General features: G+C 71.3%; 24 protein-coding genes. 4 read left to right on the forward strand and 20 right to left on the reverse strand.

The annotated features are described in order from the left end of the window. Positions 1–167 precede the first annotated feature (167 nt). From ACIQPR_RS06630 to ACIQPR_RS06650, 5 genes are all read right to left on the reverse strand, one after another. Positions 168–1775: an FAD-dependent monooxygenase gene (locus ACIQPR_RS06630; protein WP_403642986.1), complete on the reverse strand. Its 1608-nt coding sequence runs from the start codon at positions 1773–1775 to the stop codon at positions 168–170. Continuing rightward, positions 1772–2818 carry a methyltransferase gene (locus ACIQPR_RS06635; protein WP_403642988.1) on the reverse strand — a complete coding sequence of 349 codons (1047 nt, stop codon included), beginning with the start codon at positions 2816–2818 and terminating at the stop codon, positions 1772–1774. Before ACIQPR_RS06635 ends, ACIQPR_RS06630 begins: the two co-directional genes overlap by 4 nt. A 183-nt stretch (positions 2819–3001) precedes the next feature. Next, positions 3002–4588, reverse strand: a complete 1587-nt coding sequence (locus tag ACIQPR_RS06640; protein ID WP_403642991.1) for an MDR family MFS transporter — start codon at positions 4586–4588, stop codon at positions 3002–3004. 91 nt (positions 4589–4679) lie between these two features. Beyond that, positions 4680–5657: a zinc-binding alcohol dehydrogenase family protein gene (locus ACIQPR_RS06645; RefSeq protein WP_403642993.1), complete on the reverse strand. Its 978-nt coding sequence runs from the start codon at positions 5655–5657 to the stop codon at positions 4680–4682. Between the two features lie 149 nt (positions 5658–5806). Continuing rightward, complete coding sequence (locus ACIQPR_RS06650) at positions 5807–7330, reverse strand: FAD-dependent monooxygenase (protein WP_403642996.1); 1524 nt, start codon at positions 7328–7330, stop codon at positions 5807–5809. A 147-nt stretch (positions 7331–7477) separates the two neighbouring features. On the opposite strand from ACIQPR_RS06650, the gene ACIQPR_RS06655 reads away from it, so the two are divergent. Beyond that, positions 7478–7969 (forward strand): MarR family winged helix-turn-helix transcriptional regulator, encoded by a 492-nt coding sequence (locus ACIQPR_RS06655; RefSeq protein WP_403642998.1) that lies wholly within the window; start codon positions 7478–7480, stop codon positions 7967–7969. Between the two features lie 52 nt (positions 7970–8021). Here ACIQPR_RS06655 and ACIQPR_RS06660 read toward each other — a convergent pair whose 3' ends face one another. The 15 genes from ACIQPR_RS06660 to ACIQPR_RS06730 all read right to left on the reverse strand — a co-directional run bounded on the left by ACIQPR_RS06660 (position 8022) and on the right by ACIQPR_RS06730 (position 22389). After that, positions 8022–9641, reverse strand: coding sequence for an FAD-dependent oxidoreductase (locus tag ACIQPR_RS06660; protein WP_403643001.1), 1620 nt, complete (start codon positions 9639–9641; stop codon positions 8022–8024). A gap of 66 nt (positions 9642–9707) precedes the next feature. Beyond that, a complete protein-coding gene (locus ACIQPR_RS06665) occupies positions 9708–10688 on the reverse strand; it encodes a GNAT family N-acetyltransferase (protein WP_403643003.1) in 981 nt (326 codons plus the stop codon). Positions 10689–10765: 77 nt separating this feature from the next. Further along, a complete protein-coding gene (locus ACIQPR_RS06670; RefSeq protein ID WP_403643005.1) occupies positions 10766–10960 on the reverse strand; it encodes a ferredoxin in 195 nt (64 codons plus the stop codon). An 11-nt stretch (positions 10961–10971) separates the two neighbouring features. Beyond that, positions 10972–12201, reverse strand: a complete 1230-nt coding sequence (locus ACIQPR_RS06675) for a cytochrome P450 (RefSeq protein WP_403643008.1) — start codon at positions 12199–12201, stop codon at positions 10972–10974. Positions 12202–12316: 115 nt separating this feature from the next. After that, positions 12317–13090, reverse strand: a complete 774-nt coding sequence (locus ACIQPR_RS06680; RefSeq protein ID WP_403643010.1) for an SDR family NAD(P)-dependent oxidoreductase — start codon at positions 13088–13090, stop codon at positions 12317–12319. A gap of 22 nt (positions 13091–13112) precedes the next feature. Beyond that, a complete protein-coding gene (locus tag ACIQPR_RS06685) occupies positions 13113–14552 on the reverse strand; it encodes an FAD-binding oxidoreductase (protein ID WP_403643013.1) in 1440 nt (479 codons plus the stop codon). Further along, positions 14552–14920 carry a hypothetical protein gene (locus ACIQPR_RS06690; protein WP_403643016.1) on the reverse strand — a complete coding sequence of 123 codons (369 nt, stop codon included), beginning with the start codon at positions 14918–14920 and terminating at the stop codon, positions 14552–14554. The genes ACIQPR_RS06685 and ACIQPR_RS06690 overlap by 1 nt, the downstream gene beginning before the upstream one ends. A 40-nt stretch (positions 14921–14960) precedes the next feature. Next, on the reverse strand, positions 14961–15218 hold the full coding sequence (locus ACIQPR_RS06695) for a hypothetical protein (RefSeq protein ID WP_403643019.1): 258 nt from the start codon (positions 15216–15218) through the stop codon (positions 14961–14963). 34 nt (positions 15219–15252) lie between these two features. Continuing rightward, positions 15253–15795, reverse strand: coding sequence for an O-methyltransferase (locus ACIQPR_RS06700; RefSeq protein ID WP_403643022.1), 543 nt, complete (start codon positions 15793–15795; stop codon positions 15253–15255). Between the two features lie 285 nt (positions 15796–16080). Continuing rightward, positions 16081–16953: an alpha/beta fold hydrolase gene (locus ACIQPR_RS06705; protein ID WP_403643025.1), complete on the reverse strand. Its 873-nt coding sequence runs from the start codon at positions 16951–16953 to the stop codon at positions 16081–16083. Between the two features lie 80 nt (positions 16954–17033). After that, entirely contained in the window at positions 17034–18494 is a 1461-nt protein-coding gene (gene fumC / locus ACIQPR_RS06710) for a class II fumarate hydratase (RefSeq protein ID WP_403643027.1), read from the reverse strand. After that, positions 18491–20146 carry an NAD-dependent malic enzyme gene (locus tag ACIQPR_RS06715; protein WP_403643030.1) on the reverse strand — a complete coding sequence of 552 codons (1656 nt, stop codon included), beginning with the start codon at positions 20144–20146 and terminating at the stop codon, positions 18491–18493. The genes fumC and ACIQPR_RS06715 overlap by 4 nt, the downstream gene beginning before the upstream one ends. A 30-nt stretch (positions 20147–20176) precedes the next feature. Beyond that, on the reverse strand, positions 20177–21040 hold the full coding sequence (locus ACIQPR_RS06720) for an SDR family oxidoreductase (protein WP_403643032.1): 864 nt from the start codon (positions 21038–21040) through the stop codon (positions 20177–20179). 32 nt (positions 21041–21072) lie between these two features. Beyond that, entirely contained in the window at positions 21073–21897 is an 825-nt protein-coding gene (locus ACIQPR_RS06725) for an alpha/beta fold hydrolase (RefSeq protein WP_403643035.1), read from the reverse strand. Positions 21898–21954: 57 nt separating this feature from the next. Continuing rightward, a complete protein-coding gene (locus ACIQPR_RS06730) occupies positions 21955–22389 on the reverse strand; it encodes a VOC family protein (protein ID WP_403643038.1) in 435 nt (144 codons plus the stop codon). A gap of 318 nt (positions 22390–22707) precedes the next feature. On the opposite strand from ACIQPR_RS06730, the gene ACIQPR_RS06735 reads away from it, so the two are divergent. The 3 genes from ACIQPR_RS06735 (at position 22708) to ACIQPR_RS06745 (ending at position 26309) form a co-directional block, all read left to right on the forward strand. Then, positions 22708–24879: a BREX system ATP-binding domain-containing protein gene (locus tag ACIQPR_RS06735; RefSeq protein ID WP_403643041.1), complete on the forward strand. Its 2172-nt coding sequence runs from the start codon at positions 22708–22710 to the stop codon at positions 24877–24879. Between the two features lie 145 nt (positions 24880–25024). Next, positions 25025–25606 carry a hypothetical protein gene (locus tag ACIQPR_RS06740; protein WP_403643044.1) on the forward strand — a complete coding sequence of 194 codons (582 nt, stop codon included), beginning with the start codon at positions 25025–25027 and terminating at the stop codon, positions 25604–25606. A 73-nt stretch (positions 25607–25679) separates the two neighbouring features. Continuing rightward, positions 25680–26309, forward strand: coding sequence for a LuxR C-terminal-related transcriptional regulator (locus tag ACIQPR_RS06745; RefSeq protein WP_403643046.1), 630 nt, complete (start codon positions 25680–25682; stop codon positions 26307–26309). Positions 26310–26312 lie beyond the last annotated feature (3 nt).

Below are 26312 nucleotides of genomic sequence, written 5' to 3' on the forward strand. Positions count from 1 at the left end.
GTGGGCCGGCCCGGCCGGGGGGTCACTGTGGGGGGGGGCCCCCCCGGCCCCCCCCCCCCCCCCGGCCCGGCCGGGGGGCGCCCCCCCCCCCCCGGGGGGCCCCCCCCCCCCCCCCCCCCCCCGGCGCACGTCTTGCGTAGGGCGGGCGGCTGCCCTTCAGGGGCCGGTCAGTCGCGGTCCAGCAGCGCCCGCAAGGCCTCGACCGCCGCGCGGTCGACGGCGCCGGAGCGGCCGGTGGTGGCCCGCCAGCCCACGAATCCGTCCGGACGCACCAGCACGGCGCCCCCGGGCATGAGCCCGTAGCGCTGCCTGAACTCGCCGTCGCGGTCGGTGTGCCGGTGCCCCGGTCCGACATGGACCGTCCTGAGGGTCACGCCGAGGGCGCCGGCTTCCTGTTCGACGGCCTTCGGCCAGGGGCCCGCCGCCGCGTCCACGAGCAGGGTGAATCCGTCGGCGAACAGGTCGGAGACCGGCAGCGGCCCGTCGGGACCGTCCAGGACCAGGTGCGGGGCGCGCGTTCCGGGGGCTCCGCTCGGATGCCCGGGGTCCTCGACCAGCACGCCAGGGGCGCCCTCCTCCCGGGCGAAGGCACCGGAGGGATAGCAGTAGCCGAAGGTCATGGTCGTCTCGCCGAGCAGTTCCTTGGCGACCTCGTGGTACTCCTTGCCCTCGCGGACCGCGAACCGCAGCATCGACTGCCGCACCGTCTCCTCGGCGACCGGACGCCGCTCCGCGTCGTAGCTCTCCAACAGGGCGGGGCCCGCGGTGCCGGACAGCACCAGGGCCAGCTTCCACGCCAGGTTGTAGACGTCCTGGATACCGGTGCTGGCGCCGAAGGCCCCGGTCGGCGGCATCACATGGGCGGCGTCCCCGGCGACGAACACACGCCGGGTGGCGAAGGAGTCGGCGACCCGGGCCGAGATGTCCCAGGCCGGCATGTCCACCGACTCGATCTTCAGCTGGAGGTCGGGCACACCGACCGCGGCCCGCACCAGGGCGGTGCAGCGCTCCTCGGTGAAGTCCTCGGGACCCTGCCCCTGGTCCGGGAAGAAGGAGACGTTGATGACCCAGCGCCGGTCGTTGTCCAACGGGATGATCGTTCCGCGCACTTCGGGGTTGTTGACGTAGGCGGCCACGAGCTTGCGGCCGCGCAGCACCTCGTCGAGGTCGGCCTCGAAGAAGAAGCTCACCAGGTTGGTGATGGTCCCGCGCCCGTGGGTCCCGATGCCGAGCATCTCGCGCAGGGGGCTGCGGCTGCCGTCCGCGGCGATCACATAGCGGGCACGGATCTGCGACGTGGTGCCGGTGGACAGGTCCGTGACCCGCGCCAGCACGCCGTCCGTCTCCTCCTCAAGCGCGTCCACGCGGGTGTGGAAGCGCACGTCGGCACCGGCCTCCACGGCCCGGGCGCGCAGGATGGGCTCCAGTTGGTTCTGGTCGATGAGCGTCCACTGCGCGGGGCTGATCCGGCCTATGTCGTCGGGTGAGGCGTTCGGCATGCGCATCCGCTCCGTGCCGGCCAGGGTCTCCACGTGCACCAGGTCGGTGTTGCCGGAGATGGGCGAACGCCCCGCCCGTACCCGCTCCTCCATGCCGACGGCGCGGTACAGCTCCATGGTGCGCGGGTTGATCGCGCGGGCCTTGGGATGCGTGGAGGTGTCGGTGTGCCGCTCCACCAGCAGGGCACTGACACCATGGTGGGCGAGGAAGACGGCCGCGGACAGTCCGGTCAGCCCCCCGCCCACGATGAGCACCGGCGTCTGTTCCGTCTTCATGCTGCCGCCTCCTTGTGGGCCGACACGAGGGTGTGGGTGCCGAGCAGCGGCTCCGCGCCGTCCGGGACGAAGCCCGCCGCGCGCAGCAGGTCCCGGCAGTCCGCCACGCGGTACTCGGAGCCGCCGGGGCTGACCAGCCGCATGTGCAGGCTGCTCAGCAGCCGTTCGGGGTCGCTGCGGTCGTCGTCGATCATCCGGTCGTAGACGAGCACCGTGCCGCCCGGACGTACCGCCTCGTGGACCCGGCGGAGCAGGACCAGGCGCTTTTCGGGACCGAAGCCGTGCAGGATGTGGCCCAGCACGACCACGTCCGACTCGGGCAGCGGGTCGGTGAAGAAGTCCCCGCCCACGAAGGTGATCCGGTCGGTCGTGCCGAGGGCGGCGACGTGCTCGGTGAACAGCGGCCGGGTGCGTTCCAGGTCGAAGCAGGTCGCCGTCAGATGAGGGTGGGCCCGGGTGAGTACGGCGGCCAGGTTGCCGCGTGCCCCGCCGAGGTCCGTGACGGATGTGTACCGGCTCCAGTCGACGCGCCGTGCCAGTTCGGCCCCCATCCGGTCGCTGTAGGCGTCGAGCCCCGCGAGGAACCGCTTCATCTTCGCGGGGTCGGTGTGCCGGTCCCCGACGAACCCGCCCTTGTCCGGGTCGAGATGCTGGGCCTCGCCGCTGCGCAGCGCCTCGGTGAGCCGGCCCCAGGTGCCGTACAGCGTCTCGTTGGTCAGCTCGACGAACCCGCCGAGGTATGCGGCGGAGTCCGGCACCAGATAGGTCTGCGCCAGCTCCGAGTTGCGGTACCGGCCGTCGTGGCGTTCGAGCAGACCGAGCCCTGCCAGGGCGTCGAGGAAGTCGGGGAGCATCTCGTCGTGGGTGCCGGTGCGGGCGGCCACCGCGGGGGCGTCGAGCGGGCCGGCGGACAGGGCGCCGAACACGCCGACGGCCACCGCGCTGTGCAGCGTCTTGGCGGCGCAGTCGGCGATCATCAGCCTGATCAGCGGCCCGGGGTCGACAGCCGCCTCCGTCCGGGTGGGGTCTTCGGTTGTGGTCACTCGGGCCTCCTGATCGCCATCGGCGTCCATGGTCTGTGCTGTTGCCGACGATGGCCGCGGGGTGTCGAGAGGGGCTCGAAGCGTGCTGAAGCGGCCGGGACGGCGGGCGTTGCACGGGTGACGCACGCAGCCCTCCCCGCGCGGCTTCGCGCGGGGAGGGCTGCTGGAGAGGCCGGGCTGGAGTCAGTGCTCGGCCGCCGTGCGGAGATGGTCCTCGGGCGTCTCCTCGCCGTTGTCGTGGTTCCCGGAGCGCAACGGCAGGTTCTTCATCCGCAGCGCCAGGACCAGGCCGACGACGAGGACGGGCACGGCGGCGAGGAAGACCGGGCCGAGCGCATGGGTGTACGCCTCCTTGACCGCCTGCCGCACGGATTCGGGGAGGCCGCCCAGGACCTTGTGGGAGGAGAGCGCGTCACGGTCGGTCCCGGCCAGCGCTCCGGCCGGGACCCGCCGGGTGAGCTCATGGGTCAGACGGCTGTAGAAGAGCGCGGCGAACGCCGAGATCCCCAGGGTGCTGCCCAGTTGGCGGGTGAAGGACACCGTGGCGTGGACGGCGCCGATGTCGTCGCGCGGCGCGGTGTTCTGCGCGGCCATGGTGAGCGTCTGCATGTTGAGCCCCGCGGCGATGCCGAACAGCAGCATGTACGCGATGACGACGCCCCTGGGGGTGCCGGTGTCCATGGTGGAGAACAGCAGCGCGCCGCCGATGCCGACGGCCATGCTCAGCACGGGGTACCACTTGTACCGGCCGGTCTGGTTGATGACGCGTCCGCTGACGATGGAGGAGGCGACGAGGCCGAACATCATCGGCAGGAGCAGCAGCCCCGACACGGTGGGGGTGGCCCCGATGACCACCTGCACGTACAGGGCGAGGAAGTTGACCACGCCGAGGAAGACGACTCCGGCCACCAGGCTGACCAGGACGCTGATGGTGAAGGTGGAGTCGCGGAACAGGTGCAGCGGGATGACCGGTTCGGGGGCCCGCCGTTCGGCGGTCACGAACAGGACGGCCGCCACGGCCGCGACAGCGGCGAGGCCGATGATCTGCGGAGACGCCCAGCCGTACTGTCCGCCGCCCCAGCTGGCGAGCAGCGTGAGCGCGACGATGGTGACGCTGAGGGTGACGAACCCGGCGTAGTCGATGTGCGCCTGACGCTTCCTCGGCGGCAGGTGCAGGCTGGTGCTGATCATGCCGAAGACGACCAGCCCGATGGGCAGGTTGACCAGGAAGACCCAGTGCCAGCTGAGCATGTCGGTCAGCACACCGCCGATCGCGGGTCCGCTGATCGCGGCCGCGGCGAAGACGATGCCGAACAGGTTGAAGTAGCGGGCACCTTCGCGCGGACTGAACATCTCGCCGATGATGGCGAGCACGGAGACGAACAGGCCGCCCGCCCCGATGCCCTGGAGGACCCGGAAGAGGATCAGCTGCTCCATGGTCTGCGCGGCGCCGGAGGCGGCGGAGCCGACGAGGAACACGGCGATGGCGATCAGGAAGACCTTCTTGCGGCCGAAGAGATCGCCGAGCTTGCCGTAGACCGGCGTGGTGACACTGCTGGAGATGATGTACGCCGTCGTCACCCAGGCGAAGACGTCCAGGCCGCCGACGTCGGCGACGATACGGGGGAGGGCGGTGGCGACGATCTGGGCGTCCAGCATGGCCAGGAACACGGCCAGCAGGCACGCCACGATCACGCTCTTGACCTTGGTCTCCGGTGCCCGCGGCGCAGCGCCTCCGGGGCCGCGGGACCCGGTGGTCGGGGATGACACGCAAGTGACCTTTCGATGAGGTGCAGTGGCCGGCCGCATACGGGGGACTGATGCGGCCGGCCACCGTCTGGGAGTGCTGACGGAGGGACCGTCAGGGGATCAGGACGACCTTGCCGAGCTGAGCCCGGGCCTCCATCAGTTCGTGCGCCTTGACGGCGTCCGTGAGCGGGAGCCGCTCATGGACGATCGGGCGCACCTTTCCGGAGCCGATCATGTCGAGGAGGTCCCGCTGCCCCGCCGCGATGGCCTCGGGCCTGTTGTAGAGCATCGCGTAGAGGGCGAAGCCGGCGATGGTCTTCATCCGGCTGAGCATCAGCGGGTTGACGGGCTGGACGTCGCCGCCGGCCGACCCGTAGAAGACCAGTCGGCCGAACTGGGCGGTCAGGGCGATGCTCTTGATGAGGATGTCCCCGCCCACGGTCTCCAGGACGACATCGGCGCCGCGTCCGTCGGTGGCGGCGCTCACCTGCTCTTCCCAGTCCGCGTCGGTGTAGTTGACGGTGACGTCGGCGCCGAGGCCGCGGACGAAGTCGAGCTTGGCCTGCGTGCTCGCGGTGGCGATGACCTTGCCGGCGCCCATCGCCTTGGCGATCTGCACCGCGAGATGGCCGACACCGCCGGACGCGGCATCGATCAGCACGGTCTCGCCGGGCTTGAGCTGGCCCGCTTCCTTGAGCGCGTGGTAGGCGGTCTGGGCCGGGCTGGGGAGCAAGGTCGCCTCGGCGGCGTCCATGGTCTCGGGAATGGCGATGGCCCAGGCGGCGTCGGCGACGACGTGGTCGGCGTAGGCGCCGCGGTCCACATCGGCCACCACGCGGTCGCCGATCTTCAGCTGGGTGACGCCCTCACCGAGGGCTTCGACGGTGCCGGCGACGTCGCCGCCGGGGGCACCCGGCAGTGTGGCGTGACCGCCGATGGGGATGCCCTGACGGCGCTGGACCTCGGCGAACGTGACGCCGATGGCTTCTGAGCGGATCAGCACTTCGCCCGGTCCGGGCTGCGGCTTCTCCACCTCTTCGACACGCAGCACCGAGGGGGCGCCGTGTTCGTAGTGGCGGATGATTCGCATGGTTGTTCTCCCAACTAGGAGGTGTCGTTCGAACCGCGGACGATCGCGGCTCCGCCCAGGGATCCGGGTTTCTTTATATGCACTAATGCATGTGTGTGTGAGTCTACATATTTGCTCGGGGCGTGCAAGCCCTTTGGCGTGCGCGGTGGTCAGTCGGTGCCGAACCAGGTGGCCAGTGCGGAGCCGAGCGACTCGCGCACCGACGCCTCGGGCCGGTTCCGGTCGACGGCCCAGGCGACGTAGCCGTCGGGCCGGACGAGCAGGCCGGCCAGTTCCGGCTCGGCGGCACAGGTCGCCCGGACGTGCCGCACCCGTCCGGCCCAGGAGACCCCCGCGCTCCACTTCTCGTGGGCCTGGGAGATCTCCGGGTGGCCCGTGAGGTCGAGGAGGAGGCCGGTGGCCCGCTTGAGATGGCCGGGCAGGGTGCTGACGGTGCCGTCCTCGGCGACCAGTTCGAGGTCCTTGGCGAAGTCGCCGAGCAGGCGGTGCTCGGGGCCGTCGATGTCGTAGCGGACGGTGACACCGCTGAGCATCTGCGCCAGGTGCAGGTTCACCTGGTCGAGGCGCATGAGGTCGGTGAACAGTTCGCGCAGCGGGGTGACGTAGGGGTCGGGGTTCATGAGGGCGATCTGGGCGCGGGTGTTGGCGAGCACCTTGCGGGCGGGGGCCTGGCGTTCCTGGTCGTAACTGTCGAGCAGGCCTTCGGGGGCCCAGCCGTGGATGTCGGCGGCCAGCTTCCAGCCGAGGTTGAGGGCGTCCTGGAGGCCGAGGTTGACGCCTTGGCCGCCGACCGGGAAGTGGGTGTGCGCGGCGTCACCGGCGACCAGGATCCGGCCCGCGCGGTAGCGGTCGGCCTGGCGTGCGGAGTCGGTGAAGACGGACAGCCAGCGCGGTGAGTGGGCGCCGAGGTCGCTGCCCCAGATCTCGCGCAGGCTCGCGGTCAGTTCGTCCAGGGTGAGTTCGGTGCCCGTCTCTCGCTCGGCTTGGAAGTCGAACGTGGACACGCGGTGGTAGGTGTCGTCGAGCGGTACGCAGAAGAGCAGTCCGCGTTCGGTGCGCTCCATGCCCATCGGCGCGTTCTCCCGGTCGGGCAGGATCACGTCGCCCAGGCGGGCGGTGACCCGGCCGCCCGTGCCCGGGAAGGCGATGCCCGCCTGTCGGCGCACCAGGCTGTGCCCGCCGTCGCAGCCGACGGCGTACCGGGCGCGCAGGGTGTAGGTGCCGTCGGGGCCGGTGACCTCGGCCTCGACGCCGTCGGCGTCCTGGCGTACGGCGGTGACCTCGTGGCCGCGGCGGATCTCCGTGTCGACCTCGCGCGCCCGCTCTTCGAGGAGCCGCTCGGTCCTGGTCTGCTCGGAGAGCAGGGCGTATCCGTGCTCGCTGTCCAGGGCGGAGAAGTCGACCCAGGCGTCGAGTCCCGCGAAGTGGCCGTTGTTCCAGGAGCGCGCCCCGTCGCGGAAGCGCTCCAGCAGGCCGCGCCGGTCGAGGGATTCGAGGGAGCGGGCGTGCAGGCCGAAGGCCTTGGAGTGCGGGGTGCGCTCGGTGAGCTGTTCCAGGACCACGGCGCGGACCCGGGAGATGCGCAGTTCCGTGGCGAGCAGCATGCCGACGGGGCCGCCGCCGACGACGAGCACGTCGTAGTCGAAGTCCTGGTCCGTGTGCTTCGTGGCCATGACCGGTCCTTTCGGTGGGGGAGGGACGGTGTGCGAGGGGCGGTGGTGCAATTTATGTTCGACTGCATGTATGTGTCTTGTGTCATGCAATAGAGTGAGAGCATACAGATGCTCGCTCGATGGAATCAAGTCGCCTAGAATGCGCGCATGGAGACCTCGACACAGAGCCCGACGGCGGCGTCAGACCTGCTCGACGCAGTGGGTCCCGCGTTCTCGCGGCTGCGCCGGACCCATGCGCTGAATGTCGAGAAACAGGTGTCCCGCAAGGACATGACAAGGACCCTGGTGCTCAACATCGTCCAGGACGGACCCGAGCACGAGGGTCAGGAGATCACCGTCGGAGTGGTCGGCGAGCGGCTCGCCGTCGATCCCTCCGTGGCCAGCCGGATGGTGTCGGACTGCATCACGGCCGGCTATCTGATCCGCGCCGCCTCGCAGAGCGACGGTCGGCGTACGATCCTCCAGCTCACCCCCGAGGGCTTGGAGATGCTGGCCCGCTTCCGCAGTCACCAGCGGGCCGCGTTCGAGCGCATCACCGAGGACTGGCCGAGGCAGGAGCGGCTGGAGTTCGCCCGTCTGCTGATCAAGTACGTCGACTCCGTGGCCGAACTCCGCTCCGAAGCGGACGAGCCCGCCTGAGGCGGGAGCGCTGCCCGGGCCCCGGCGGTCCTCGGAGCCGGCGTCCGTCGGCTCAGCCGCGCGCGAGAACGCCGCGCAGCACCTCGGTCAGCGTCGCGGTCCCGGCGCCGGCCGGATCGGCGCCGCGTGACCTCCAGGCGACCACACCGTCCGGCCGCACCAGCACCGCGCCCCCGGACAGGACGCCGTAGCGCTCGGCCCAAAGCCCCTCCGGGTCGGCGAGGACGTCCGCACCACCGCCGCCGCCCGGCACCACCCGGTGGGCGGTGATCGGCACCAGCAGCTGCGCGGAGGCGTCGGCCGCCGCGGTCAGCCACGCCCCGCCCCGGTCCCCGGCCAGCAGCACGAAACCGTCGCCGAACAGGTCGAGGGTGGCGACGGGGGCGCCTTCCCGGGCCAGCCGCACATACGGTGCCCGGGTGCCCGGCTCGCCCCGTAGCGTGCGCGGGTCGCCAGGCGCGGGCCGCGCCCCGGCGCCCGCCTCCGGGACCACGGCGGCGGACCGGTAGGCCTGTCCCATCGTCACGGTGAGCGCGTCCGCCGCCGCGGCCCGCTGCTCCTCGGTCGCGTCACCGGAACGCACCGCCAGCTGCAACGAACCCTGCTCCGCCGTGTACGCCGCGACCGGCCGACGCTCGCTGTCGTACGTCTCCAGCAGCCCCTCGCCCGCCGTGCCCCCCGTCACCAGGGCGAGCTTCCAGGCCAGGTTGTGGGCGTCGGCGATCCCGGTGTTCGCCCCGTAGCCCCCGGTGGGCGGCACGACGTGCGCGGCGTCACCGGCGAGCAGGATCCGGCCGTGCCGGAAACCCTCCGCGACCTGCTCCGCCATGTCCCAGGGGAAGCGGGAGCGGATGGTCACCGGCACGTCGGGCGCGCCGACGGCCGCGCTCACCAGTTCGGCGCAGCGGGCATCGGTGAAGTCGTCCAGGCTCTCGCCGTCCTCGGGCCGGTAGCCGACGATCAGGGTGCCGCCGGTCAGCGTGTCGTCATGCACCAGGATGCCCGTGACCTGGGGGTTCTTCACATGGACGACGCTGTAGCGCCGATCGCCGAGGACGGTGCGGAGGTCGGCGCGGAAGGCGATGCTCACATGGTGGGACAGCACTCCGCGGCCTTGCCGGGGCACCTTGAGGGCCTCGCGCACGGTGCTGCGCGGCCCGTCGCAGGCCAGCAGCCAGTCGGTACGGAAGGTGCGCGTGCCGTTCTCGTCGGCGAGGACCGCGGTGACGCCTTCGGGATCCTCCGCGAAGGAGAGGAGCTCGGTGCCGAACCGCAGATCCGCACCGAGCGCCGCGGCCCGCTCCCGCAACAGGGGCTCCAGCCGGTCCTGCGGAAGCAGCAGGAGCCGGGACGGAGTGAGATCTCCCAGTCCGTCGTCGCCCGCCAACTCTTCGCTGCTGAAAAGCACTTCACCCGCGAGGGAGGTCACCCCCGCCCGGGTGCGGTGCGTCGCGTAGCCCGCGGCCTCCCGGAGGGCGGACTCCTCGACACCGACCTGCCGCAGCAGTTCCGCGGTGCGCGGGTAGTAGCCGACCGCCCGGGGGTGCACGGAGGTTCCGGGGTGCCGCTCCACGAGGGTGCACGGCGTTCCGTGGTGGGCGAGGAAGAGGGCGGCGGACAGGCCCACCAGGCTGCCGCCCACGATCAGTACGGGTGCGTCACTGGAACCCATAAGGCAAACCTCTCTCGGACTCTCGGATTCTTGGGCTGCCGGAAACGGGCGAGGGCGTTCCGGCCGTCAGACCTTGAGGGCGTACGTGGACCAGTAGGAGTCGGCCTCGAAACCCAGCCTGCGGTTGAGCGCGACGACGGCGGTGTTGCCGACGTCGTTGAAGACTTGGACCAGCAGCAGGCCAGGACGGTCCTGGGCCGCCCGGACCAGGAGGTCCGCCTTCAGACCGGTGCCCAGGCCGTGCCGTCGGTGCCGCGGCAGCACCACGGTCTCGCCGGCGTCGGCCATGGGGCTGTCGCGTGTGAACAGCGTGCTGTAGCCGACGATCTCGCCGCGGTCCGCGCCGTGTTCGGGCAGGGCCGCGACCGTGTGCGTCCGGTGTCCCGCCCGCTCCGCCTCCGCCTCCCGGGCCCGGACGTCGGCGGGGGACGGGCGGCGCGTCCGGGGCCGGCCGTTGACCCGTTCCTCCAACGCGCTCCAGGCGCGCGCGTAGGACTCGACGAGTCCATCGGGGCAGGGGCCGGTCCAGTGCGCCAGACGGTAACCGGACGGTGGCCGGGCCGCCGCGGCCTTGAGGACCTCGTGGGCCGGCCCGGCCAGACGCAGCCGGTTGCGCACCGTCTCGCCGATCCGCTCCGCGCCGAGTCCCCGTGCGAAACCCTCCGCGGCCGTGCCGCTCGGTGCGTCCGCCAGCATCAGGTCACGGCCACGCTCACGCAGCGCGCTGCCGCCCGCCGCCGCCAGCGCCCGGCCCGCACCCCGGCGGCGGAAGCCCGGGAACACCCACAGGGAACCATGCCCCGGGCCGGCCGGATCCCCCAGGTCGAGGCCGAGCTTGAGCACCCCGGCCGGGGTCTCCGGGGCGCTGCTGTCGTAGGCGGCGAGGACAATGCGCTCGGTGCCGTGACGGCGTTGGAAGAGCCGCGCGAGCAGCGCTTCGGTCACCGGCGGATCCGCCGGCAGCTCCAGGCGCATGGTCTCCCGGAAACCGGGGAGCAGGGCGGCGAGGGTCGCCGGGTCGTCACCGTCGAGGCTGCGAATCTCCATGACGGGTACCATCTCCCGCCGTTCTCGAAGCGCCGTCGAGAGCAACTCGACGGCGCCCCCGCCCCGACGCGCCCGGCTCAGTCGCCGTTCACGGTGATGGCCTGGACCGGGCAGGCTCTCGCCGCCTCGTGTGCGGAGGGCCCGTGGGCCCCGTCCGTCCCGCCCGGGAGCAGCCGGCTCACCCCGTCGTCGTCCTGGGTGAAGACGGCCGGCGCGGTCAGGGCGCACAGGGCGGCGCCGATGCAACGGTCGGTCGCGATACTGATCTCCACCCGGGCCCCCGTCACCACTCGACGGTGAGTTCGCCGATGCCCTGGAGCACGTACGGCGCGTTCAGCGGCAGTTCGTCGGAGCGTACGGGCACCCTGAGGCCGGGGATGCGCCGGAAGAGCGTGCGCAGAGCGATCTCCATCTCGGCCCGTGCGAGGTTCTGGCCGATGCACTGGTGGATGCCGTAACCGAACGCGACATGCCGGCCGGACGAGCGGGTGACGTCGAAGACGTCGGGGTTCTCCCAGGCGTGCGGATCGCGGTTCATCAGCATGGTCGACATCGCCACACCGTCTCCGGCCCGGATGGTCCGCCCGGCGATCTCGATGTCCTCGACCGCGACCCGCATCAGCACATCGCCGATGGAGGTGAACCGCATCAGCTCCTCCACGGCGCCCGGCAGCAGCGCGTCGTCCCGGCGCAGCAGCGCCAGCTGATCCGGGTGCTCCAGCAGGGTGACGGTGCTCAGCGCGATCATGTTGGACGTCGTCTCGTGGCCCGAGACGAGCAGCAGCGAGCAGATCATCGCCAACTCGTCGCGGTCGACTGAGCCGTCCTCAAGCTGATGGGCGATCAGGTCGTCGATGACGCCGTCGCCCGGGTGCTTCTCCTTCTCGCCGACCAGGTCGTGCAGATAGCCGAGGATCTCGGTGAAGGCCTTGCGGGCCCGCTCCGCCTCGTCCTCGCCGGCCGAGGACAACACCAGCCGGGACCGCTCGTCGAAGTACCCGCGGTCCTCGTAGGGCACGCCGAGCAGGGCGCAGATCACCGCGGAGGGCAGCGGAAGCGCGTACTGGGAGAGGAGTTCGGCGGGGCTGCCGCGGTCGAGCATCTCGTCGATCAGTCCGTCCGCGATCCGCTCGATCTCAGGGCGCAGTGCGGCGATCCGCCGGATGCCGAAACCGGGGATCACCATGCGCCGCTGGCGGGCGTGCTCGGGGTCGTCGACGCCGACCAGCGGCGGGGCGGCGCGCTGCTGGGTCTGGGCGGCGATCCGCGGGGCCAGGAAGGGGAAACCCGGGTGCAGGACGTTCGAGGACAGCCGAGGATCGGGGAACAGGGTCCGGCCGACCTCGTTGCCGACGACCAGCCAGATCTGCCGTCCGTCGTACAGGGTGACCTTGGTGAGCGGACCCCGCTCACGCAACTCCTCGTATCCCACCGGCATCTGATAGGGGCAGGTCCGGGTCATCGGGTACGCCGGCGCCTCGCCGGCCACGGGCGGGCTGGTGGTCTCTGTCATGTCGGTCTCTCCTCGGTCGTCTCGCGATGGACGCCATTGAGCCCTGCCGCTCTCAAGGGGACTTGGAAGATCCCTGGAGGGAGGCAGGGCCCGGTACGGCCGCGGTGACGGGACCTCAGGCCCCGCCGGTGATCCGCAGGGTCTCGCCGTGGGTGTTGCCGTTGGCCGCGGAACCGAGGAACACCACCGCGTTGGCGACATCCCGCGGCACGGACATCCGGCCCGACGGCAGGGTCTTCCCCTTCTCCTCCAGGAAGCCGGCCGGCACGTTCGCCCGGACCGTCTCGGTCGCCGTCTGGCCGGGCACCGCCATGTTGACCAGGATTCCCTCGGGACCGAGTTCCCAGGCGAGGCTGCGCATCAGTCCGAACAGCGCCGACTTGCCCGCGCCGTAGGCGCCCGCCCCCGGCTTGCCGGCGTCCGCGAGGCCCGCGCCGACCAGGACGACCCGCCCCCAGTCACGGCCGCGCATCACCGGCAGCACGGCCTGCACGGTGTGGAAGACCGCCTCGACGGAGGTCCGCAGCACCTCCTGCCACTGCTTCGCCGGGACGTCCTCGAACCGGGGGACGGGCCGGCCGGGCCGCGGGATCGCGTCGCTCCACACGACGGCGTTGGCCACCAGCACGTCGATGCCGCCCCACTCCTCGGCGACCCGGCTCACGGCATCCCGGATGGACCGCTCGTCGGCCAGGTCGTAGCGGACGACCAGGGGAGTACCGCCCGCCCCCGCGACCAGCCGGGCCGTTTCCCGGGCGCCGTTCTCGTCGGTGTGGAACGTGATCGCGACGCGGGCTCCCTCCTCGCCGAAGGCAACGGCCGTGGCCCGCCCGATACCCGACGAGGCACCGGTCACCAACACCACTTTGTCCTTCAGATCCGTCTTCATGAAACCGCCTTGGTCGTCGTCTTCATGAAACCGCCTTGGTCGTCCGGACCCCGCTGCCCACGCTCTGCGCATGCCGGAAGACGTTCTCCGGGTCGTACACCTGTTTCACCTTCAGCAGCCGGGCATGGTTCTCGCCGAAGTAGTCCGTCTCCCATCCCTCGCTCACCCGGGAACTGGGGAAGTTGATGTACGAGCCGCAGGCCAGCGGAGCGAGTGCCGCGCCCGCCCGGTCGGCCCAGGTGGTGAGGCGGGCCGGTGCGCCCGGGTCCGCCGCGATGTCCCGGCACGCCATCTGGTAGCCGATCAGGAACTGCGCGTCGCGATGCGCGTAGGCCGTCTCCGTCCGGGCCGTCCGGTTCGCCGCGCCGCCCAGAGCGATGGCCAGGAGGTACCGCTCGGACCGCTCCTTCTCCAGAGAGGCGTCCCAGGCGTCGAGCAGCGCGGCGGACTCCGCCCGGGTCGCGGCCCGGCCGGTGAGCCGGTAGCTCTGCCGGGTGTACGGATGACGGTGCCCCCGCGCCTCCGGTCCCGAACCGGTGCGATGGCACTGGGCGACCGTCTGCGAACCGCACAGGGCCTCGTGCATCACGTCCGCGTACGGGCCCGTGGGATGCACGGTGCGACTGATCGGCTTGGCACCGGCACGCTCGGCCAGGGCGTCGAGTTCCAGCGCCAGCCGGGGAGCCGGACCCAGATGCACGCCCCACACCCGCACCACGGGCCGCCCCCCGGGACCGAACATGCCCGGCAGGACGACCAGGGAAGTGCCGAGTTCCTCCGGGCCCGCCACGGCCCACTCCTGCCAGGCGGTGAGGACGTCCACGGCGTCCTCGTAGGCCCAGAGCGTCTCGAAGCCGGTCATCGTCGGGGCGTCGATCGGCCGGACCTCGAACTCGGTGACGATGCCGAAGCTGCCGCCACCGCCGCCGCGCAACGCCCAGTACAAGTCGGGCTCCTCGACGGAGGAACAGCGCACCGTGCGCCCGTCGGCCAGTACGACCTGGGCCGCGGCGATCCGGTCGCTGCCCACGCCGAACCCGCGGGTCTGCCAGCCGAGGCCGCCGCCGGTGAGGAAGCCGCCCGCGCTCACCGTGGGGAACGTGCCGGTGACGATCTGCCGGTGCTGCGTCTTGAGCGCGTCGAGCGCGTCCAGCGACTGGACTCCGCCGCCGAGCCGGACGAGCGGGCCGTCGGCCACGGCGTGGTTCATCCGGGACAGGTCGATCACCAGACCTTCACCGGTGGACCATCCGTTCATGCTGTGGCCGTTGCCCCGGACGTGGACGCGGAGCCCCTGTTCCCGGGCGTGCCGGACACAGGCGCCGACATCCCGTGCCGACGCGCAGTACGCGACGGCGTGCGGCCGGACCGCGTCGTACTCGGTGTTCTGCAACTGTGTGGCCTGCGGGAAGCGCGGGTCGGAGGGTTCCACCAGCTCACCGCGCAGCCGGTCGCGCAGCATCAGCCGTCCACGCCGAACTTGTCGGCGGTCACCTTGGAGCCCGAGTGACCGCGCAGCTGGGTGCCCTGCGGGTCGAAGAACCGCGCGCCGCCGGTGCCCTGCCAGCTGGTCTCCGACACGAACTCGCCCTCCACCCGGACGTGGGCCTCGCCGATGTGCTTGCCCTCGGGGTCGGCCGCGAGAATGTGGAAGCCGTACTCGAAGGTGTTCGGGCCGGTCGAGCGCCAGGTGCCCAGGCCGATGTTCTTGGTGTTGAGCTGGGTCGACACGACCCCGCCGTCGGCGGAGAAGGAGACGAGCCCGGGGACTGCCTTGCCGTCGTCGTCCAGTTGGGTGGTCCAGGTGCCGACCAGTCGTGCGTCGCTCATCGCAACTCTCCAGGTGATGTCGCAGGGACGGTGCTCGCGGTCAGGCTTCAGGCCGCGTCTGGAAGGGAACTTGAGAGGTGGTGTAGAGCCGGCGGAGGTCTTCGATGTCCGCCGCGGAGTAGCCGAGCGGATCGCTCGGGTCCGGTTGTAGGTACAGGCCGACGCGCATGGCGCCGAGCGCGATCAGTGAATTCAGCGCGGGGCGCAGGAAGTAGCGGACGAGCAGTCGGCCGACCTGGCCGAGCCGGCCCAGTCGGATCCGGGCCAAGAGGTCGGCGAGCGGGCGCTGTTCGGGCATGGTGCTCCCTCCGAAGGACGGGGTGCGCACTGCGTCAGCGGGCGCGGACGGCCATTTCGAGACCGCCGCCGAACGACACGGGCAGGGAGACGTACCCGCTGCCCGGCATCCGCAGATACTCCAGGAACTGCGTGCAGCGTCCGGCGCCGTGTGCCACGACCACCGCGCCGGGCAGCATCCGTGGCTCCAGCAGGCTCAGCAGCGGAAGGTACGACTCGGGCGCGGACCCGAGCAGGAGCAGGTCGACGGGGCCGGGCACACCGGGCAGCAGGTGCTCGGGACGGCCGACCCGTACCTCGGCGTGGCGGCCGTAGCCGGCCGCCTCGACGGCCGCCGTGGCCGCCAGGGCGCGCTCTGACTCCGGGTCGCAGCACACGAGCCGCCCACGCCCGTTGTCGCTCAGCCCCGCCGCCAGAGCGACGACGGTGGACGGCTCCGGGCAGCCCGCCTGGAGCAGGTTGAGCGGCCCGACGGCCAACACCAGCTGCCGCAGGAGGGTTTCGAGGACGGCTTTCCCACTCGGTGCCGCTGCTGACGGGCTCGGGTGGAGAAGGGATGGGGATGCGGAGTTGGGCATGCGGAACTCCCCCGTCGTGAGCGTCGAAAGGCCGACGGCGGTCGTCCGCCGGCCTGTTGAACCTCACGCCCGAGCCTTGCAGACCGGTCCCGTCCCAGGCCACGCCCGTGGACGGCCGGCCGAGTGAGACTCCAGCGGTTCTCCAACCCGGCCCCGTGCGGGGGCAGATGCCAGAAGAGCCGGACCGTCACGGTCCGGCGGTACAGCGCGGTGACCCGTCCGCGCGACCGGGCGGGGGACCGGTCTGCTTTCTCCGGCCCCCCGCCCGTAACGGAACTACCAGCGTCAACGCGTGGTGCTCCTCAGGGCCTTCGCGATCACCGCCGTCACCGCGTCCGGGTGGGAGACGAGGGTGAGGTGGGAGCCGCCGTGGAAGACGGTCACGTGCGAGTGCGCGCGACGGGCCATCGCGAGCTCCGACTCCGGGGTGATGATCTTGTCTCCGGTGGAGATGAAGTACCAGGACGGCAGGGTCTTCCACGCCGCGTAGCGCGACGGCGTGTCGATGGCGGGCGTCGCGGTCATGGTCTGGGCGGCCCACAACTGGCGTGCCCGGTCCTTCGGCAGGTCGTCGCCGAAGTAGTTCACGAACGCGTTCTCCGTGAGCAGCAGGTTCGTGTTCCCGTCCGGGGTTCCGGGGACCTGCTCGAAGAGTTCGGAGGCGGGCTGGGTCGCGATCACCGAGGTGCTGCCGTCGAGCGCGCTCAGGGGCTCTCCTACGGCGGGCGCGGCGGCGTCGACGTAGACGAGGCCCACGACGTTGTCCGCCTCGGCCGCGGCGTTGCTGATCACCGCGCCGCCGTAGGAGTGGCCGACCAGCAGCACGGGGCCGGGGATGGCGCGGACGAAGGCGGCGACCTTCTCCGAGTCGGTGGTGAGGTTCTCGACGGGGTTGTCGGCGGCGCGCACCGCGCACCCGGCGCGTTGCAGTTCACTGATCTCGCCGTTCCAGCTGGAGGAGTCGGCCCACGCGCCGTGCACGAGGACCACGGTGACCGGCTGGCGACCGGGTGCCGTGCAGGGGAGGGGGCCGGGGCCCTGGGCGTGCGCGGCGGTGGGCAGACCGGCGTGGCCGGTCCCGACGAGGGCCAGTGCGGCCGTGAGGGCCACCGCTGCCGCGATCGCGCGAGGACGGCGGAGACGAGACAGTCCGAGCATCGGTTTCTTTCTCTTCCTTGAGTCGGAGTTCTTGTGTGTATGTGTGTGGGGGAAGGGGGGAGGGCTGCCGGTGGCGTGGGTCAGGCGCCCTCGTATCCGTGGCCGACCATCGACAGCGGGTCGACGAGGGAGTCGAAGGTCCGCTCGTCGACGTGGCCGCTCGCCAGGGCGGCCTCCTTCAGCGTCCGGCCGCCGGCGAGCGCGGACTCGGCGATGTGCGCGGCGTTCTGGTAGCCGATGACCGGACTCAGCGCCGTGACCAGCATCAGGCTCTCGTTCACGTACTGGTCGATCCTGGTGCGGTTGAGCCGGGTGCCGCTGACGGAGAAGGTCCGGAACTTCTCCATGCCGTCCGCGAGGATCCGCGCGGAGTGCAGGAAGTTGCTGATGACGACCGGGCGCATCGCGTTGAGTTCGAAGTTGCCCTGGCTGCCGGCGAAGGCCACCGCGGAGTCGTTGCCGAGGACCTGGACCGAGACCATGACGATCGCCTCGCACTGGGTCGGGTTGACCTTGCCGGGCATGATCGAGGAGCCGGGTTCGTTCTGCGGCAGCAGCAGTTCGGCGAATCCGGTGCGCGGGCCCGAGGCCAGCCACCGCATGTCGTTGGCGATCTTGATCAGGGCGACGGCCAGCCCGCGCAGCGCCGCATGGGCCCGGACCATCGGGTCGAGCGAGCCCAGCGCCATGAACTTGTTCTCGGCCGTGACGAACGGCTTTCCCGTCAACTCGGCGATCTTGGCGGCGATTTCGCGGCTGAAGCCCTCCGGGGCGTTCAGTCCCGTCCCGACGGCGGTGCCGCCGGCCGCCAGCGCGAGCAGCCCCTCCCGGGCGTGCTCGATCTCCTCGACACAGGCCCGCAGTTGGGCGGCGTAACCGGACCATTCCTGTCCGACCGTCAGGGGCACCGCGTCCTCCAGGTGGGTGCGCCCGATCTTGACGACGCCGGCCCACTCCCGCGCCTTGGCCGTGATCACGGCGGCCAACTCCCTTGCCTGGGGCAGGAGATGGTCGTCGATCTCCTGTACGGAGGCGATGTGCATGGCGGTCGGGAAGGTGTCGTTGCTCGACTGCCCCATGTTGACGTCGTCGTTCGGGGCGACCGGCAGCTGGGTTCCCGGTGTGCCGCCCAGCAGTTGTGAGGCGCGGTTGGCGAGCACCTCGTTGACGTTCATGTTGCTCTGGGTGCCGGAGCCCGTCTGCCAGACGAAGAGCGGGAAGTGCGCGTCGAGTTCGCCCGCGACGGTCTCCTCCGCGGCCCGCACGATCGCCGCCCTCTTCCACTCGGGCAGCCGTCCGGCGGCGGCGTTGACCAGCGCCGCCGCCTTCTTCACATAGCCGTAGGCGCGGTAGATCTCCTTGGGCATACGGTCGCCGCCGATGGAGAAGTGGGTGAGCGACCGCTGCGTCTGCGCGCCCCAGTAGCGGTCCGCCGGCACCTCGACGGTGCCCATGCTGTCGAATTCCTTCCGCGTTCCGCCGGCCCGGATCCCGATCGGCAGGTCCACCAGCACCGGTGCCGGGCGGGCCGCACCGCTCATCGCCGCGCTCCGTCGACGCCGTTGGGATAGACCGGCTGCCACATGGCGTCCTGGACGGCCTGGACCAGGTTGTCGTGGGTCCTCGTCGCGACTCCGTCCGCTACGGCGGCCTCGGCCACGGCGATCGCGACGGTGGCCGACGACGCCCGCAGGTTCTCGACGGGAGGCAGCAGCGCGGCGCCGGGCCGCGACACGTCGACCTGGCCGGCGACCGCCTCGGCGGCGGCGAGCAGCATGCCGTCGGTGACGTGCCGGGCGCCGGAGACGATCGTGCCGAGACCGAGTCCGGGGTAGAGGAGCGCGTTGTTGGCCTGCCCGATCGTGTAGGTGACGCCCTTGTACTCCACCGGCGGCACCGGGACGCCCACGGCGATCAGCGCCCGGCCCTCGGACCAGGGCACCGCGTCGGACGGCATGACCTCGATACGGCTGGTGGGGTTGGACAACGGCAGCAGGACCGGCCGTTCCACCCCGCGTGCCAGGGCCCGGACGACGTCCTCGGTGAACGCGTTGTGGGCGGTGGAGGTGCCGATGAGGATGGTGGGCCGGACGTGCTCGACCGTGGCGAGCAGGCCGGTGTCACCGTCGGCCCAGGAGCCGACCTCGGCCGCGGACCGTGCGTAGACCCGCTGGTAGTCCGGCAGTTGGTCCATGTCGTCGGTCACCAGGCCGTGGACGTCGACGAGCCAGATGTTGTTCCTCGCCTGCTCGGGTGTCGCACCGTCGCGCAGCATCGCCGCGTGGATCTGGTCGGCCATGCCGGTCCCCGCGGTGCCGGCGCCGAAGACCACGAGCCGCTGCTCGGCCCAGCGCTGTCCGGTCACCTTCAGGGCGGAGAGCACGGAGGCCATGACGATGGCCCCGGTGCCCTGCATGTCGTCGTTGAAGATCCGGTACGTGCCGGCGTTCTCCACCAGGATCCGCCGCGCGTTCGACGGTCCGAAGTCCTCGAAGTGCAGCAGCGCGTGCGGGAAGAGCTCCGCGGCCGTCCTCAGATAGCGGCCGATGAACTCGTCGTAGCGCGCGCCGGTCACCCGCGCATGGCGGTTCCCGAGGTAGCGCGGGTCGTTGAGGAGTTGTTCGTTGTCCGTGCCGACGTCCAGGTTGACGGCGATGACACGGGCGGGGTCGATGCCGGCGGCGGCCGTGTAGACGGCGAGCTTCCCGATGGAGATGTCGGTTCCGTTCACGCCCCAGTCGCCGATGCCGAGAATCGCCTGCGCGTCGGACACCACGATCAGGTCGACGTCCTCGGCGCCCAGCCCGAGCGACGCGAAGGAGACCCGTACCTCCTCCGGCCGGTCGATCGACAGGTAGACCGCCCGTGAGTCGCGGAAGTCGGTGGACCACTGCTCGACGGCGTCGCCCACGGTCGGGTCGTACACCACCGGCAGCAGTTCGGCGAGATGGTCGCCCAGGAGCTTGTAGTAGAGCACCTGGTTCTGGTTGAGGACCCGGTTGAGATAGACGTACTTGTGCAAGTCGGAGGGCTGGTCGCGGAGTTGGGCGTACGCGCGGGCGGCCTGCTCGTCCAGTGTCTCCACCGTCGCCGGCAGCCGGCCGACGATCCCGAGTTCCGCGCGCTCCGCCGGCGAGAAGGCGGTGCCACGATTGCGATAGGGGTCCTGTAGGACGGTTGGCTTGATAGGCATGGCGTTCCTCCGAAACGGTGGGGGGAGTCCTCAGCCCGATACCGGCGTCTCCGGGTCCATGTCGTACGACCGCTGGATGGCCGGGTGCCGCGTCCCCGAGCCGTCCGTGACCTTCCGCCTCCACGGCACCTCCTGGAGGCTCCGGGTCTCCTCGATCATCGACTTCGGCTCCAGGTTGCGGAAGCTGTCGACTTCTCCGGCGGCGACGGCCGTCAGCGTCACGTAGACGGCCTCCGGGTCGAACTGGGCCCGGGGAAAGGCGAGTTCGGAGTGGTCGAAGAGACGCTCCGACGCGTCGTCCGGCCAGCTCTCCCAGGTCTGGAACATACGGTCGTTGAAGCCGGTCAGGAACGGTCCAGGGTTGACCGTCGCGACCTCGACGCCGTACTCCTGCAATTCGTAGGCCATGGTCTCGGCGATCGCCTCGACCGCGTGCTTGGACGCGGCGTAGATCCCGGTGAAGGGATTGACGTTCAGGCCCTCGCGCGAGGAGACCCAGACGATACGGCCGGCCCGCCGCCCGGCCATCTGCTTCGCGATGCCCTGGGTGAGCAGGAGCGGTCCCGTGACGTTGACCTCGAACTGGTTCCGGATGTTCGCCTCGGGGATGTCGACCGTCGAACCGCCCTCGCCGACACCGGCGTTGTTCACCAGGATCTCCACGCCCCAGCCGAGCGCCTTACGGCGGTCGCCCGCGTCGGTCACGTCGAGTTTCTCCACCCGCAGCTTGACCCCGCGCTCGGCCGCACGCCATTTGAGGGTCTGCACCTGGGCCCAGATCTCGACGGCGGCGATGACGTCGAACCCCTTCTCCGCCAGGCGCATGGCCGTCTCGTAGCCGAAACCGGTACCGGCTCCCGTGACGAGGACGTTCCGCAAGTTCGCGTTCCCCATGGGGACTTGACTCCTTCCGCGTGGAAAAGGGATCAGGACTGGACGAACGCCAGCAGGTCCTTGTTGATGACGTCCGCGTGGGTCGTCGGCATGCCGTGCGGCAGACCCGCGTACGTCCGCAGTTCGCCGTTCTCGACGAGTTCCACCGCGCGCGGGCCCGACGTGGCGTAGGGCACGATCTGGTCGGCGTCACCGTTCATGACCAGGACCGGGACGGTGATCTTCTTCAGGTCCTCGGTGTAGTCCTCGTGGATGAACGCGTCGACGCATTCGTACTGGCCCTTGGCGCCGCCCATCATGCCCTGCCGCCACCAGTTGGCCACGACCGCCTCGGACGGCTCGACGCCCGGCTGGTCGAAGTTGTAGAACGGGCCCGACGGCACCGCACGGTAGAACTCACTGCGGTTCGCGGCCAGTTGGGCCTGAAGTCCTTCGAAGGCCGCCCTCGGGACGCCGGCCGGGTTGTCGGCGGTCTGGATCACCGACGGGGTCACGGCGGCGATCAGCGCGACCTTGGCGACGCGGCTCTCGCCGTGCCGGCCGATGTAGCGCGCCACCTCGCCGCCACCGGCCGAGTGCCCGACGTGGACCGCGTCGCGGAGGTCCAGGTGCGCGGTGAGGGCGGCCAGGTCGTCGGCGTAGTGGTTCATGTCGTTGCCGGTGTCCGTCTGGGCCGAACGGCCGTGGCCGCGCCGGTCGTGGGCGATCACCCGGAACCCCTGGCGGAGGAAGAACAGCAGCTGCGCGTCCCAGTCGTCGGACGAGAGCGGCCAGCCGTGGCTGAAGACGATCGGCTGTCCGTTTCCCCAGTCCTTGTAGAAGATCCGCACGCCGTCCGCAGTCGTGAATTCGGTCATCTCTGTATCTCGCCTTCAGATGTGGTGAGTTAGGAATGTGTCGGCGGAATCCGCTCCTCAGACGTCGAGGGCCACGCATTCCAACTGGATGTTGTCCGGGTCCCGGAAGACAAGGGTCGAGAAGACGAACGGCTCCTTCTTGCTCTGGATTCCGGAGTGCGCGACGCCGAGAGCGTCCAGCCAGTCCGCCCACGCCTCCAGCCCTTCCCGTCCCTCCACGCGCAGCGCGATGTGGTCGAGTCCGGTACGGATCTCGTCGAACTCCTCGCCCTGGTTCTTCTCGTTGTGGTGCAGGCCGATGGCCAGTCCGGTACGCGGCTCGATGAGCAGCCGCGCGAACCCCGTCCACTCGCGGCCGTAGTGCGGCAGATCCCCGTCCACCAATTCGGCCTGGAACACGTTCTGGTACCAGGCGATACTGGCCTGGAGATCGCGGACGGTGAAAGCGAAGTGGTGCAGCCCGCCGATGGCCGGTGCGGTCGACAATGCCATTCCTGGATCCATTCGCAGTCGGGTGACATCTCACGGATGCGATTCGTGTTCTCCGGCCGACGGTACGGAGAATCGATTGACGGAAAGTGGAAGCTTTGTGGATGCCGAGTCGGCGGGGAATGGGTAGGTTCCCGAGCCGACGACGGACGACGGACGGCGGGTGCGACACGCGTCAACGGTCCGTGGAGCGGAAGTAGACGTGCCGTAGACACCCGGCCGGTTGTCTTGGCCGCGCAGCGCCCGCACCGTTCCTGTCCGGTAGGTACGCCATCACACCCGTGAGCACCGGGCCTGCACCGATGATCGGGAGTTGCAGGCGTGGCGGTACCAACTCGTTCCATCCCGTCCGGCGACGGACGGCCGGCCGAAGACGCTTCGCTGCGGCTCCAGATCCTCGGTCCGCCGCGGATCTGGCACGGCGGTGTCGAACTGGACCCCGGACCGCGGCAGCAGACCCGCGTGCTCGCTCTTCTCCTGGCCCGTGCGGGCAAGCCGATCAGCGCCCCCGAACTCATCGACCTGATCTGGGACGACGACGTACCGGCCAGCGCCCTGAACGTCATCCACAAGTACGTCGGAGTCCTGCGGCGCCTGCTGGAGCCCGGGCTCCCCGTCCGCGGCGTCGGTTCGTTCATCCTGCGCCGCGGCAACGGCTACCTGTTCACCGTCGCCCCCGGCACGCTCGACCTGGCGGTCTTCCGCGAACACGTGGTGAGGGCCGAGGCGGCCCGCGCGCAGCGGCGGTACGAGGCCGCCCTCGACCACTACGTGCGGGGGCTGGGGCTTTGGCGCGGTCCAGCGGGCGACGGTCTGGCCCACGGGCGCACCATGACGTCCGTCTTCGCCGCCCTCGACGCCGAGTTGTACGAGGCGTGCGTGGCGGCGGCCGACCTCGCGGTGTCGCTGCCCCGGCCCGAGCGGGTGCTGCCCGCGTTGCAGCTGGCCGCGTCGATGGCTCCTCTGCACGAACCGGTCCAGGCCGGTCTCGTCCGCGCTCTGGCCGCCGCCGGCCGGCAGGCGGAGGCGCTGTCCGTGTTCGGCGCGGTCCGGGCCCGTCTCGTCGAAGACCTCGGCGTCGACCCCGGTCCGACATTGCTGGCGGCCCACCGGCAGGTACTGACACGCACCCCGCCACCGGCGACCGCGACGGAGCCGGACCCGCGCTCGCACCCGTACCCGGACATGGGCATGGACACGGACACGGACAGCCGCGTCGGCTGCCCGTCGGCGGGTACGGCCGGCGCGCTGGTCGGCCGGACCAAGGAACTCGCGGCGCTGCGGCGGACCATGGAACCGGCCTTCACCGGTGGCACGGCTGTCGGCATCGTCCAGGGCGAGCCGGGCGTGGGCAAGACCCACCTGCTGGAGGAGGCCGCCGCCGAGGCCGCCCGACGCGGGGCACTCGTCGTCCGGGGCCGCTGCCTCAACGGCGAGGGAACGCCCCCGATGTGGCCGTGGGCGCAGGCGATCGGCGCGCTCGTCGACGCACTGCCGTCCGTCGCCCGGGAGAAGTGGCTGCAAGGCGAACTCGGGCGGCTCGTCGAGCCGCCCGGCGACGAGTTCACGGCAACGGTATTACCCGAGGGCGGCGTCCGCTTCCGCCTGTTCGAGCGCGTGGTCGCCGTCCTGGGGGAGGCCGCGGCCGAGCGGCCGGTGGTCCTGGTGATCGACGACCTCCAGTGGGCGGACGGCGCCTCGCTGGAGTTGTTCGGGCATGTGGCCGCCCGGCTGCCGGGCGGCACCGTGCTCCTCGGCGCGCTGCGCGACCGGGCACCGGCACCCGGCCCACGGCTGTCCCGCACCCTCGCCGCGGTCAGCCGGACCTCCGGCCACCGCCGGTTCCGGCTCGGCCCGATCACCCCGGACGCCGTGGCCGAACTGGTCCGCCACGAGACGGGCCGGGCCACCGTCCCCGACGCCGCCCGCACCCTCCACGCACGCACCGCCGGCAACCCGTTCCTCGCACGGGAACTGATCCGGCTGCTCGCCGACGGCGGTGCGCTCACGGACGCCACCGCGGCCCGCGCCGGGGTGCCGACCACGGTGCGGGACGTCGTACTGGACCGGATGGCCTGCCTCGACAGCGACACCAGGGACCTGGTCCAGGCCGCCGCGCTGATCGGCCCGGACGTCGAACTCGGCCTGCTCGCGCGGGTGGTGGGGGCCGACGCCGAGAGCTGTCTCGAACACCTGGAGCCGCTCACCGCCCTCGGCATCCTGGAGCCGGGTCCGGACGACCCGTTCTCGTTCCGGTTCGCGCACGACCTGGTCCGCGAGACGGTCCGCGCCACCATGCCGCCGTCGCGGGCGAGCCGACTGCGGTCGGCCGCGCGGGAGGCGACGGGCCGGGACCCACCGGACCGGAACCGATGGACCGGTGCCGTTGGACCACTGGCAATGGACCGGAACCGATGGAGCGGTCCACAAGCTGTCCACTCGCCGCTCGCCGGTTCACCGTTCCCTCACTCGTCGTCAAGCGGGGCTCCCTAACTTGGCACACGCCGTGGCCGCTCGGCACGGGACCCCCCGATGTGCCTCCCGCTCGTGTTCGGCGCCCCGACGCGCCGGACCACCACAGTGCGGCCTCCCGGGCGTTCTCGCCCTTCAACACGTGAACAACACCAAGGGATAAGTAATGACGCGTTCCTACGCATCTTTCGGCATGGTCGCCGCGCTCAGTGGCGTCCTGCTGCTCTCCGGATGCGGCGGCTCCGGCAGTCCGGCGGCGGTCTCGGCGGCCTCCGTGCCGCCCGCCGCCGCATCCAGCACCGGCGCGAGCGGGGCGCCGGCCGCACAGGGCTCACAGGCCGCCCAGCCCTCGCAGTCGACGAATCCGTCCGGCGGCTACTGGCCCGCCACCGTGCAGCTCGGCCACAACGACAAGCTCGGCGCGACCGTCGTGGACGGCGAGGGCTTCACGCTCTACCGGTTCGACCCGGACTCCCCGGACCCGTCCAAGGCGACCTGCGTGGGCGCCTGCGCGGTGACCTGGCCGCCGGTCCTCGCCAACGACAAGATCGTCTTCCAGGGATTGGACCGGGACAAGATCTCCACGGTCCAGCGGCCCGACGGCACCAACCAGGTGACCATCGGCGGCTGGCCCGTCTACCGGTTCTCCAAGGACACCGCGGCCGGCGAGACCAGCGGCGAGGGCGTCGGCGGCACCTGGTTCGCCGTGGCACCGGACGGCCGGAAGGCCAAGGACAGCGACTACTGACCGGCCCGGCCGGGCCCGGGACGCGGGGCACACGCCCGCGTCCCGGGCCCGCACCCCATGGGGGGAGACATCCATGACGACGAAGCTGATCACCGTGACCGTGCACGCCGACGACCCGCTGTCGAGGGCCGGCGTCACCAGTTGCCTGCGGGGCCACCCGGACATCGAGGTCCTGGAACGGTCCATGCGGGCCGTCGGCCGCCGCTCCGTGGCCGTCGTACTCGCCGACCGCATCGACGCGTCGGCCACCACGGCGCTGCGCCGACTGGTCCGCGGCGAGTCCCGCCAGGTCGTCCTGGTCGTCGACGGGCTGCGCGAGCGGGAGTTGCTGACCGCGGTCGCCTGCGGAGTGCACACCTTCGTATGGCGCCACCAGGCCACCGCCGAACGGCTGGAGCAGGCCGTACGGTCCGCCGCGCGCGGCGACAGCGAGGTCCCGCCCGACCTGCTCAACCGGCTGCTCGTCCAGCTCGGACGGCACGGCTCGGGCAGCTCCGTGGTGACCTCGGTCACCGGCCTCGCCGACCGGGAGGTGGAGGTGCTGCGGTTCGTGGCCGAAGGGCTGGAGAACCGGCAGATCGCGGGCAAGCTCGCCTACTCGGAGCGGACCGTGAAGAACATCCTGCACGGCCTGATGACCCGGATGCAGCTGCGCAACCGGGCCCACGCGGTGGCGTTCGCGCTGCGGGAGGGATACCTGTGAGGC

The sequence above is a fragment of the Streptomyces sp. NPDC091280 genome (genome assembly GCF_044768565.1).
Classification (GTDB): Bacteria; Actinomycetota; Actinomycetes; order Streptomycetales; family Streptomycetaceae; genus Streptomyces.

Coding starts and splice junctions, on each gene's coding strand:
- ACIQPR_RS06630 (WP_403642986.1), bottom strand. CDS start 1,775: ATGAAGACGGAACAGACGCCGGTGCTCATCGTGGGCGGGGGGCTGACC.
- ACIQPR_RS06645 (WP_403642993.1), bottom strand. CDS start 5,657: ATGCGAATCATCCGCCACTACGAACACGGCGCCCCCTCGGTGCTGCGT.
- ACIQPR_RS06650 (WP_403642996.1), bottom strand. CDS start 7,330: ATGGCCACGAAGCACACGGACCAGGACTTCGACTACGACGTGCTCGTC.
- ACIQPR_RS06655 (WP_403642998.1), top strand. CDS start 7,478: ATGGAGACCTCGACACAGAGCCCGACGGCGGCGTCAGACCTGCTCGAC.
- ACIQPR_RS06660 (WP_403643001.1), bottom strand. CDS start 9,641: ATGGGTTCCAGTGACGCACCCGTACTGATCGTGGGCGGCAGCCTGGTG.
- ACIQPR_RS06665 (WP_403643003.1), bottom strand. CDS start 10,688: ATGGAGATTCGCAGCCTCGACGGTGACGACCCGGCGACCCTCGCCGCC.
- ACIQPR_RS06675 (WP_403643008.1), bottom strand. CDS start 12,201: ATGACAGAGACCACCAGCCCGCCCGTGGCCGGCGAGGCGCCGGCGTAC.
- ACIQPR_RS06680 (WP_403643010.1), bottom strand. CDS start 13,090: ATGAAGACGGATCTGAAGGACAAAGTGGTGTTGGTGACCGGTGCCTCG.
- ACIQPR_RS06685 (WP_403643013.1), bottom strand. CDS start 14,552: ATGCTGCGCGACCGGCTGCGCGGTGAGCTGGTGGAACCCTCCGACCCG.
- ACIQPR_RS06690 (WP_403643016.1), bottom strand. CDS start 14,920: ATGAGCGACGCACGACTGGTCGGCACCTGGACCACCCAACTGGACGAC.
- ACIQPR_RS06695 (WP_403643019.1), bottom strand. CDS start 15,218: ATGCCCGAACAGCGCCCGCTCGCCGACCTCTTGGCCCGGATCCGACTG.
- ACIQPR_RS06700 (WP_403643022.1), bottom strand. CDS start 15,795: ATGCCCAACTCCGCATCCCCATCCCTTCTCCACCCGAGCCCGTCAGCA.
- ACIQPR_RS06705 (WP_403643025.1), bottom strand. CDS start 16,953: ATGCTCGGACTGTCTCGTCTCCGCCGTCCTCGCGCGATCGCGGCAGCG.
- fumC (WP_403643027.1), bottom strand. CDS start 18,494: ATGAGCGGTGCGGCCCGCCCGGCACCGGTGCTGGTGGACCTGCCGATC.
- ACIQPR_RS06715 (WP_403643030.1), bottom strand. CDS start 20,146: ATGCCTATCAAGCCAACCGTCCTACAGGACCCCTATCGCAATCGTGGC.
- ACIQPR_RS06720 (WP_403643032.1), bottom strand. CDS start 21,040: ATGGGGAACGCGAACTTGCGGAACGTCCTCGTCACGGGAGCCGGTACC.
- ACIQPR_RS06725 (WP_403643035.1), bottom strand. CDS start 21,897: ATGACCGAATTCACGACTGCGGACGGCGTGCGGATCTTCTACAAGGAC.
- ACIQPR_RS06730 (WP_403643038.1), bottom strand. CDS start 22,389: ATGGCATTGTCGACCGCACCGGCCATCGGCGGGCTGCACCACTTCGCT.
- ACIQPR_RS06740 (WP_403643044.1), top strand. CDS start 25,025: ATGACGCGTTCCTACGCATCTTTCGGCATGGTCGCCGCGCTCAGTGGC.
- ACIQPR_RS06745 (WP_403643046.1), top strand. CDS start 25,680: ATGACGACGAAGCTGATCACCGTGACCGTGCACGCCGACGACCCGCTG.